We start from the raw sequence: 9,155 nt of genomic DNA, 5'->3' as shown, positions 1-9,155 counted from the left end.
TTTGATACTTTAATGATGTTTTAACCTTTACTCCGTGATGGTTCTCTGGCATCCCTTGGTGGAAACAGATATCGCACGCCATGTGGAGGATTGGTCAAAATATAGACATCGGACTAGTGAAATTACCGCCATTATTGATGATAAAAGAAACATAGTGAATAAGAATATTCCTAATAGTTTGGGGGCTATTGATCTTTAGTGGTGGATTATTAGGCGGCATGACGGACTGGTATAATTACTTTCGCCAAAAACTAACCATGACAGTACAATATGCCAATAACGATATCAACAGATGAATACTGGTCAACGCTAATCCACTTGATGCTGAGAACAGGTCGCGTCTATAGCAAGCCAGAACCCAGAAATACGGTGGAAGGTATTTTGTATCGAATGCGGGTTGGCTGCCCTTGGCGTGATGTCCCAGACGCTTTTGGACATTGGCGTGCCATCTATCGGCGGTTTAACTTGTGGTCAAAGAAAGGCGTTCTTAATGCAGCGCTTTGTCGAGCTTAGGCAATTGGCTGATTTAGAAGGCGGTAGCGTCGTTAAAGCCCATCCGCATACTCCCCAAAAACCAGACAACACCACCTGTTTGCTCAATGTTTTTCGCTCTCCCCTCCATTCTCTCTCTGATTGGGTTCTCAACCTGAAAAAACATTGCGTAATCACTGCAGCTTAAGGTTTACTGAATTTCCTAACCTCTTTCATCCTATCGAATTAAGCCGTATGTTGAGCAAAAAAAATCGTCATCTCCTGCCGTTAATCGGTGCTCTGTTCACGTTATATATTGTTTGGGGATCAACCTATTTTGCCATACGGGTTGGGGTTGAAGGGTGGCCACCGTTGATGATGGCCGGTGTTCGCTTTCTGGTCGCCGGGTTTTTGCTGTTCGTTTTGCTGTTGCTGCGCGGTTACCCGTTGCCGACGCTGAAACAGTGGATGGCAGCGGCGGTTATCGGCACCCTGTTGCTGGCGGTAGGCAACGGGCTGGTCACCATTGCTCAGCACCAACAGGTTCCTTCAGGTATAGCTGCCGTAATGGTAGCAACGGTTCCGCTATTTACCCTGGGATTCAGTCTATTTTGGGGAATGCGTAATAGCAGACTCGAGTGGACCGGTATCGCGCTGGGTCTGCTGGGCATTGTACTGCTTAATACCGGGAACAATTTGGTGGGTAACCCTATGGGAGCGCTGTTGATCTTGCTGGCTTCCGCCAGTTGGGCCTTTGGTTCGCTGCTCAGCGCAAAAGTTTCTTTGCCCGCTGGCCCAATGGCGGGGGCCACAGAGATGCTGGTTGCCGGGGTGGTACTGACCATTATCAGTCAATTGAGTGGTGAGCATCTGGATAAGATGCCCAGTTTCAGCGCTTTTATGGCTCTCGGCTATCTGATTGTTTTTGGTTCGATGCTGGCGATCAGCGCCTATATGTTTCTACTAAAAAACGTGCGCCCGGTGGTGGCCACCAGCTATGCCTATGTCAACCCGGTGGTCGCCGTGTTACTGGGTGTCGGTTTTGCTGACGAATCGCTAACCCTTCGTGAATGGGTGGCCTTGGTCATCATTGTTGCAGCGGTGGTTTTGGTGACGCTGGGTAAATATCTGTTTCCCAAACCGGCAAAAACAGGGCGAGTCAGTGAATAGTCTGGCTGTTGTTTGCCGGGGGAAATCGCTTATACTCAGTTTCGTTTATAGGGCCGCGGCTCAAATTATTTCTGGCGAAACAACCATTATGTTGAAAAAAGTGTTGGTCATCGTTATCACTTTATGTGCCTTGGGTTCTCTAGGCGGCGTTTTCCTGGCTGGGTTGAATATGTATACCCGTGCCACCGTACCACAGGAAAAAGTGGTAACCACTAGCGATCAGGCAAATACGGCTAACGGGAATACCGCGCACTGATGTTCCCGCTTGCTTGAATAATCAAGACGATCAATTAATTAGGTTAGGGATATGAAAAAAACCATTTTGGCATTAACGTTACTGATATCTGTACCTGCTTTAGCTGAAGACGCTGCCACTATTAAGGATGGCGTAAAAGGTTTTGTCTCCGGTTTGGTATCTACGGGCAAAGACACATTAAGTGGTGTCAAAAGCGGCATTGATGATGGGCGAAAAACTGGTGAAAGCGTTGATAGTGCAACCATTATTACCGAAAAAGAAGGGTTGAATAAATTTATTGAGGCCTCGGTGCTCTCTGCAACCAAAGTCGGCGAAAAGGAGAGTAAAGAATACGAAGTGACCTTGGCGTTGCGTAATAAATCAGACAAACCAGTACGGCTGACTAACCTTAATGAAGCTAATTCATTAGTGTTACTCGATGCTAGTGGTTTTGCTTCACTATTGAAAACGTCATTATCACCGAGTGCGGCTGAAGTAATGGTCCCTGCCAGTGCTGCGGTAAAAGTACGTTATACCTTCACTAATGTTGAAGATGCACCTGCTTTATTACGTCTTTATGGTGTCAATATCACAGTCCCTCAAGCTGATAAAAAGTAGTCGCTGGTGATTTAATTAGCGCAGAGCAGTTAACCCTCTACCTTGCCTATTCAAGTTGCAGGGGCCACTGCAACTTGAACTCTGACGGGTATATGATGACACTTTCCTACTGCTTACTCATAGGCGCACACTAACCATGAACTCACCTTTTTTAGTCTCTGCACAATGGCTTGAGCAACATATTGACGATGAAAATCTGGCGATAGTGGATGTACGGATGTCTCCGGTAGGTCAGGTCCCCAAGAAGGATATGCTAGCTGAGTTTGAACGAGGCCATATTCCTGGTGCGGTTTATTTTGATATTGATGATGTGGCAGATAAAGACACTACCCTGCCACATATGCTCCCCAGCGCCGAGGATTTCAGTGCTGCGGTGGGCAAGCTGGGCATCAATGAACAACATACCATTGTGTTCTATGACGAAGGCAATCTGTTCTCTGCCCCACGTGGCTGGTGGACCTTCCGTAATTTTGGTGCGCCGAATGTTTTGGTGCTTGATGAAGGTTTGCAGGGGTGGTGCTCACGGGGTTATGCCCTGGAAACAGGTCCAGCACAACCTGCACCCGCGCACTTTCATGCCCACTTTAACCCGGAAGCCGTAGTGGATATGCCGCAGGTGGAACAGGCAATAAATAGCGAATGGCAAATTCTGGATGCCCGCTCAGCTGCACGTTTTCACGCCCAAGCACCGGAACCGCGCCCCGGTCTGCACTCAGGTCATATTCCTGGCAGTATTAACGTTCCTTATGACGAACTATTGGAAAAGGGGTGTTTTAAATCATTAGCAGCACTAGAAGCCACATTCCGCGCTAAAGGTGTTGATCTCCAGCGGCCAACCATCGTCAGTTGTGGCTCAGGTGTCACCGCGGCGGTATTGGCGCTGGGGTTGCAATCTCTGGGGGCCAAACAAGTCAAGTTGTATGATGGCGCTTGGAGCGAATGGGGTCAGTTAAGTGGCAAACAACCTATAGCCCAAGATTAACCGTGAGGGGCTAACGGCCCCTTCGAATCATTGTGGAGTTCGTGCCCACAAGACGCCCTCGGTTTAAGCGCCGCGGATACGCAAGGCTAACCCTTTCAGAAAGTAACGTAACATCTGATCACCGCACGGGCGGTAGTTTTTGTTATCCGGCTTGCGGAATAACGCACTCAATTCCGGTTTGGAGATCCGGAAATCAACAGCAGTAAAAATCTGATGTAAATCAATATCTTTCAGTTCAAAGGCGACACGTAATTTTTTCAGTACCAGGTTATTGGTAATCGGCAGTTCTAACACCGGCGCTGGAAATTTATCATCCTTACCGCGTTTAAAGAACACCAAACCATTCAGGAAATGGGCCATGACTTCGTCCGGGCATTTTTCGAACCCCTCTTCCCCCTCTTTAACCGTATAAGCCTTCATGGCTGCGGCGTCGACGTCAAAATCGTCCAGTTTGACGATTGCCGCCATTTTTACGTCATTCAACGCCAGTATGTAACGCACACTGCGCAGCACATCATTATTAATCATGGAATTACCTTTGGTGTTTCAATCAGGGAAGACATATCGCGGTGATAATATCCTTAACGCAATACAAACTGCAAAATGGGTAGGGGCAAAGCAGTACATTTTGCTGGCACCGCAAGTATAGGGTGCCAGGAAGGGGTTCTCAATCTAATTTGCATGGACCAACCCACGTTGGTCCACCAGCATCAGCAATAAGTCGTTATACGATTATTTGTCGATCTGTTGCAGTGCAGCACGCATTCCGTGCTGCAGAATAGCCTGCAAGTCCTGCGTTATCGCAGCAGTAAGCCCAGGTACCTCATTCAGATCCTGCCCCCAGTGTGCTTTATCGGCCAGCACACTTTCTACTAACTGCACGAGTGTCAGTTTATGGCTGTTTACCCCACTCCACAGCGTTTGAAACTGTGTTAACCAATGGGCATCATCCTGCAACGGATAACTTCCCGCTGGCCGCTCACCACGATAAAAGGCAATCAGTGCCGCCAGGGCAAAAGTCAAGCGTTTTGGTAACTGCCCACTCTTATGCTGACCGGCCAGTAACTGCGGCAGAATACGCGTGCGGAATTTGGTCATGCCATTAAGTGCGATGGATAACAGTTGGTGTTGAATAAACGGGTTACGGAAGCGGTTTTGCACGGCCTCAGCAAAAGGTTTCAGTTCCTCTTGCGGCAGGTCAAGCACCGGAACAATTTCCTCTGCAATTGTCCGTGCTACATAGCCACCGATTTGCTCATCGCTCATGGCCTCACCCACCGTATTCAAGCCGGCAAGAAATGCCACTGGCACCAATGCGGTATGCGCGCCATTAAGAATAGCTACCTTGCGCTCTTTATAGGGTTTGATGTCATCAACAATGTGAACGTTAAGCGCCAATTGATCCAGATGTAGCTCTTTTGCCAACCATTGCGGGCCCTGAATCACGAACAGGTAGAAGTGCTCCGCAGTATCCAGGAAACTATCACGGTAGCCCAACTGCTGCTGCAACTGTTCTTCTTCACCGCGCGGGTAACCGGTAACAATGCGGTCAACTAGCGTGGAACAGAAGGTATTACAGTTATTTAGCCAATCGATGAACGAGTTCGGTAGCTGCCACTGCTGTGCATAACGCAGCACATACTCTTTCAGGGTTTCGCCGTTGTAGTCAATCAGCTCGCAAGGCAACAGTACCCAGCCCTTATCTGCGGCACCGGAAAAATGGGTAAAGCGTTCAAACAGTATACGTGTCAGCTTAGCCGGGAAACTGGTGGCGGGGGCATCGGTTAATTTATCTTCTGGCAGATAAGTGATACCCGCTTCGGTGGTGTTGGAGAAGACAAAACGCATCGCTGGATCATGGGCTAACGCCAGAAAATCTTCGTATTGGCGATATACGTTCACTTCGCGATTAACCGAACGAATCAGGCGTGGTTCACAAACCGCCTCGCCACTCTCATTCAACCCACGAATAATCGTGGTATAGAGCCCATCCTGGGTATTTAAAGATGGCGGTTGATCACTGTCTATGGGGCGCACCACCACCACGCCAGCATTTAAGCCGGTATGCTGGTTTAACAAATCAATTTGCCAGTCGATAAAAGCGCGCAGGAAGTTACCTTCACCAAACTGGATAATACGATCAGGATATTGTGCCCCAGGGAATTCGCTACGGTTTAATGTTTTCATCTTTTGTCTTACTCCTTGCATCTGGTGGTGCCCATCGCGTTTGAAACCGCAAACTGGGGCTAAAGATTCTTGGTTGTTGTTATCCGGTATAGTGGTTATCCGGTATAAAAGCAGTTGGGGTTGAGCTCACGCAGGAATTATGTGATGCAACGCAAAATAAATGGCTTTAAATGGGTTTTAAATAGATAAAAAGGCATAACAGCGGAAAAGAACCATGAGTCGAACGCAGAACCTGCGGCAAAATGTGGTGAATCAGATGATTGATAGCATCATCAATGGTCACCTCCACTCACCACTGCCCTCGCAGGCTACTCTGGCGGAAATGTATAACATCAGCCGTACCACGGTGCGCCACACCTTGGCCCATTTGCATCAGCGTGGCGTATTAGAAAAGGTCAATGGTGATTATGTGATCCTGCGGCGACCCCTCGCGGAAGATGGCTTTAACTGCATCACCCACTCACTGGATGAACAGACCCAACGCTTTGAACAGGCGTTTTACCAAATGATTAATCAAAGACAGTTACGTGCTGGGGACTCATTCACTGAATTGCAACTGGCTCGTCAGATTAACGTCAGCCCAGTGGTGGTGCGGGAATTTCTGCTGCGGTTCAGCCGTTATGATCTGATTGATAATGTCCGACGCGGGCAGTGGCGGATGAAAAAACTCGACCAACACTATGCCGAGCAACTGTTTGAACTGCGCCAAATGCTGGAAACGCATGCACTATCGCGTTTTATCAATTTGCCGGTAGAGGATCCCCGTTGGTTACAGGCCAAAGAGCTATTGGTCCAACATCGGCAACTGCGCGACACCATCGCCACCGATTATCGCCTGTTCTCTCAGTTGGACCGCAATTTCCACAGTCTGCTGCTCTCCGCTGCCAACAACAGGTTTTTCAATCAGGCGATGGAGGTCATTTCGGTTATTTTTCATTTCCACTATCAATGGGATGAAACCGATCTCAAGCAACAGAATATCATCTCGATGGAAGAGCATATGGCGATTCTCAGTGCGCTACTCTGCCGCAATGATCAGGTGGCAGCGCGAGAACTGCTCCGCCATCTTGAAACCGCCAAACAGGCGATGATCCGCTCACTCAAGCTGGACCTCGCTTAAATGAGACCTGCTTTTTATCAATAAAAACCACTTGATTGCCGCATTTAATCCAACGCAAAAAAGTGTAACCCTAATGCGGCGTTAACTTGCTCCAAAGTGGCCAGTGTTACTTGATGGGCACGCAAGGTGCCGGCCTGCAGGATGCGCAGCAACTCAAATTATTTTGAGTCTATTTGGGGAAATACTTATCTGGTTAGGCTACTGCCAGCGACTATCAGTGTTGAACATCACAATCTGCTTCAAACTGGATCTCTGCGCTCGGCAGCGCGCTGATTAGTACGCCAAAGCTTCGGATATTCGATAATGTGGCATTATGATGAGCGCGGATCTGTAAACCACTGGCGTGCGGTTTATCATGGCTGGTATGCGCATCGGCTGCCAGCACCACCGGATAACCCAATCCGGCCGCCCGGCGGGTGGTGGTATCAACACAAAACTCGCTTGAATAGCCACAAATCACCAATTGACTTATTCCCCCAGCGATCAGCAATTTACCCAAATTAGTCGACAGAAAACTGTCCGGGGTGGTTTTATCTACCCGATAATCGCCCTTTGCTACGCTTAAATCGGCATGAATTTGCCAACCATGGCTACCGTAAGCCAGTTCCTGCTGAGGCGTTTGATGCTGAATAAAAATCACCGGTGCCCCTGCCTGCCGAGCGCGCTCAGTCAGTTGATTAATCCGTTCAATCACCTCAACCGCCTCTGCTGGCGGTGGCGTAAACAGGCCTTGCTGTACATCAATCACTAACAATGCTGATTTCATCACCACTCCATCTGATCCCTGAGGATTGAATACTGAGCCCCTACCTTGAGTAAGGCGTTCATTCAGTAACTAAAACAGATATACTATACCCAAAATCATTCGAGTTGCGGATAGATGGCAACCTGAATGACCACCGAGACAACGTAAAGTCGCAAACACAAACAGAACATTTACACCAGAGCCGAATTAGGATACAAGGCTGCATGAAAATTCCAAAACGACTCCAGCCATTGGTAGATGATGGCTTAATCGATGATGTCATCCGCCGTTTAAAAAGTGGCAAAGAAGCCGACGTATTTATCGTGCGTTGCGGTAATGAGATCCGCTGCGCCAAAGTGTACAAAGAAGCGGATAAACGTAACTTCAAACAAGCAGTAAACTATCAGGAAGGGCGTAAAGTACGAAACAGCCGTGACGCCCGCGCGATGAAAAAGGGCTCCAAATTTGGTCGCCAACAACAAGAAGAGTCCTGGCAGAATACCGAGGTAGATGCCTTGCACCTGTTGGCTAAAGCGGGCGTTCGTGTGCCACAGCCGGATATCTGTCTGGATGGGGTACTGCTGATGGAGTTGATCACCGACGAAGAGGGCCTGGTGGCACCGCGTCTCAGTGATGTTACGCTGACACCTGAGCAGGCACTGCATGACCATGCTTTAATGATGAACTACGCAGTACGGATGCTTTGTGCCGGTTTGGTGCACGGGGATTTATCCGAATTCAACGTATTAATGGATAAAGACGGGCCGGTTATCATCGATCTACCGCAGGTGGTCGATGCCGCAGCCAACAACCATGCCCAAAGCATGTTCGCCCGTGATATCAACAACATGACGCAATATTATGGTCAGTATGCGCCACAACTGCTTGGAACCCAGTACGCCAAAGAGATTTGGGCGCTCTATCAGGAAGGTAACCTGACACCAGCCAGTGTGCTGACAGGCAAATTCAGTGAAAGCAATAAACGCGCTGATGTCGGTTCCGTGCTGGAAGAGATTCAAGCCGCCAGCGATGAACATCAGCGGCAGTTACAAGCACGTCAAGAGGACTAATCTACCCGCCCCCCGATCTGCCACATCGGGGCCGCAATTTAAAGCCAGCGCCTGACCCGCTGGCAATATGCCGGGTACTCTGCGCTAAAGCGCTGGGTGAGAAAACGTTCTTCTCGCGGAACCTGCACATAGTCAAGATAAATAAAAAACAGCAACCACCCGAGCCAGACCAGCCAACTCCCCAAAACCAAGGCCCATGCCGCCAATAATAGTAGTTGCCCCAGATAGATTGGGTTACGGCTAAAACGGAAAATGCCGTTAACTATCAGCATATTAACCTGCTGAAATTTTTGCGGATGTATGGTGGTATTGGCACGGTGAAAAGCCAAACTGGTGCTGAACATCATGGCAAAGGAAACCACAACCAACACCGTGGCCAAACTTAGAATAAAGGTGTTCCCCTGCCATCCCTCACCCGACAACCAATGAATAATCCACATTCCTACTCCGCAAACCGCCAACACCACCGGTGGCAAAAGTAACCCGTTTAAGTTCTTTCTCATTCTTCGTTCCCCCTATTATGGCGATAGCTTCTACATCATTTCGACAGAGATTTA

General features: G+C 48.7%; 10 protein-coding genes and 1 pseudogene. 7 read left to right on the top strand and 4 right to left on the bottom strand.

What is annotated here, in order from left to right; translation table 11 throughout:
- Positions 1-270: 270 nt before the first annotated feature.
- From AC2A06_RS14950 to sseA, 5 genes and pseudogenes are all read left to right on the top strand, one after another.
- Positions 271-562, top strand: a pseudogene (locus tag AC2A06_RS14950) (transposase); the annotation flags it as partial.
- 164 nt (positions 563-726) lie between these two features.
- On the top strand, positions 727-1,641 hold the full coding sequence (gene yedA / locus AC2A06_RS14945) for a drug/metabolite exporter YedA (protein WP_484380793.1): 915 nt from the start codon (positions 727-729) through the stop codon (positions 1,639-1,641).
- 88 nt (positions 1,642-1,729) lie between these two features.
- On the top strand, positions 1,730-1,897 hold the full coding sequence (locus AC2A06_RS14940; protein WP_484380792.1) for a hypothetical protein: 168 nt from the start codon (positions 1,730-1,732) through the stop codon (positions 1,895-1,897).
- Between the two features lie 51 nt (positions 1,898-1,948).
- Positions 1,949-2,494, top strand: coding sequence for a hypothetical protein (locus tag AC2A06_RS14935; protein WP_023492065.1), 546 nt, complete (start codon positions 1,949-1,951; stop codon positions 2,492-2,494).
- Between the two features lie 136 nt (positions 2,495-2,630).
- Complete coding sequence (gene sseA, locus AC2A06_RS14930) at positions 2,631-3,476, top strand: 3-mercaptopyruvate sulfurtransferase (RefSeq protein ID WP_484380791.1); 846 nt, start codon at positions 2,631-2,633, stop codon at positions 3,474-3,476.
- Between the two features lie 63 nt (positions 3,477-3,539).
- On the opposite strand, the gene AC2A06_RS14925 is transcribed toward sseA, so the two are convergent.
- Positions 3,540-4,004 (bottom strand): YehS family protein, encoded by a 465-nt coding sequence (locus AC2A06_RS14925; RefSeq protein ID WP_484380790.1) that lies wholly within the window; start codon positions 4,002-4,004, stop codon positions 3,540-3,542.
- A 204-nt stretch (positions 4,005-4,208) separates the two neighbouring features.
- Positions 4,209-5,663 (bottom strand): tagaturonate reductase, encoded by a 1,455-nt coding sequence (locus AC2A06_RS14920; RefSeq protein ID WP_484380789.1) that lies wholly within the window; start codon positions 5,661-5,663, stop codon positions 4,209-4,211.
- Between the two features lie 214 nt (positions 5,664-5,877).
- On the opposite strand from AC2A06_RS14920, the gene AC2A06_RS14915 reads away from it, so the two are divergent.
- Positions 5,878-6,783 (top strand): GntR family transcriptional regulator, encoded by a 906-nt coding sequence (locus tag AC2A06_RS14915; RefSeq protein WP_484380788.1) that lies wholly within the window; start codon positions 5,878-5,880, stop codon positions 6,781-6,783.
- Between the two features lie 214 nt (positions 6,784-6,997).
- Here the strand turns inward: AC2A06_RS14915 and AC2A06_RS14910 are convergent, their stop codons facing one another.
- On the bottom strand, positions 6,998-7,549 hold the full coding sequence (locus tag AC2A06_RS14910) for a cysteine hydrolase family protein (RefSeq protein WP_473195662.1): 552 nt from the start codon (positions 7,547-7,549) through the stop codon (positions 6,998-7,000).
- Positions 7,550-7,752: 203 nt separating this feature from the next.
- Here AC2A06_RS14910 and AC2A06_RS14905 point away from each other — a divergent pair, with 203 nt between their 5' ends.
- Positions 7,753-8,598 carry a PA4780 family RIO1-like protein kinase gene (locus tag AC2A06_RS14905; RefSeq protein ID WP_473195663.1) on the top strand — a complete coding sequence of 282 codons (846 nt, stop codon included), beginning with the start codon at positions 7,753-7,755 and terminating at the stop codon, positions 8,596-8,598.
- A gap of 38 nt (positions 8,599-8,636) precedes the next feature.
- Here AC2A06_RS14905 and AC2A06_RS14900 read toward each other — a convergent pair whose 3' ends face one another.
- On the bottom strand, positions 8,637-9,101 hold the full coding sequence (locus tag AC2A06_RS14900) for a methyltransferase family protein (RefSeq protein WP_484380787.1): 465 nt from the start codon (positions 9,099-9,101) through the stop codon (positions 8,637-8,639).
- Positions 9,102-9,155 lie beyond the last annotated feature (54 nt).

It is taken from the genome of Serratia sp. HNCC26DJ244 (assembly GCF_057180565.1).
This window is presented reverse-complemented; position numbering and strand designations above follow the sequence as displayed.

Bases quoted from the DNA above. Each gene is read 5' to 3' on its own strand.
- AC2A06_RS14900 (WP_484380787.1), bottom strand. From the start codon at position 9,101: ATGAGAAAGAACTTAAACGGGTTACTTTTGCCACCGGTGGTGTTGGCG.
- sseA (WP_484380791.1), top strand. From the start codon at position 2,631: ATGAACTCACCTTTTTTAGTCTCTGCACAATGGCTTGAGCAACATATT.
- yedA (WP_484380793.1), top strand. From the start codon at position 727: ATGTTGAGCAAAAAAAATCGTCATCTCCTGCCGTTAATCGGTGCTCTG.
- AC2A06_RS14915 (WP_484380788.1), top strand. From the start codon at position 5,878: ATGAGTCGAACGCAGAACCTGCGGCAAAATGTGGTGAATCAGATGATT.
- AC2A06_RS14925 (WP_484380790.1), bottom strand. From the start codon at position 4,004: ATGATTAATAATGATGTGCTGCGCAGTGTGCGTTACATACTGGCGTTG.
- AC2A06_RS14910 (WP_473195662.1), bottom strand. From the start codon at position 7,549: ATGAAATCAGCATTGTTAGTGATTGATGTACAGCAAGGCCTGTTTACG.
- AC2A06_RS14935 (WP_023492065.1), top strand. From the start codon at position 1,949: ATGAAAAAAACCATTTTGGCATTAACGTTACTGATATCTGTACCTGCT.
- AC2A06_RS14920 (WP_484380789.1), bottom strand. From the start codon at position 5,663: ATGAAAACATTAAACCGTAGCGAATTCCCTGGGGCACAATATCCTGAT.
- AC2A06_RS14940 (WP_484380792.1), top strand. From the start codon at position 1,730: ATGTTGAAAAAAGTGTTGGTCATCGTTATCACTTTATGTGCCTTGGGT.
- AC2A06_RS14905 (WP_473195663.1), top strand. From the start codon at position 7,753: ATGAAAATTCCAAAACGACTCCAGCCATTGGTAGATGATGGCTTAATC.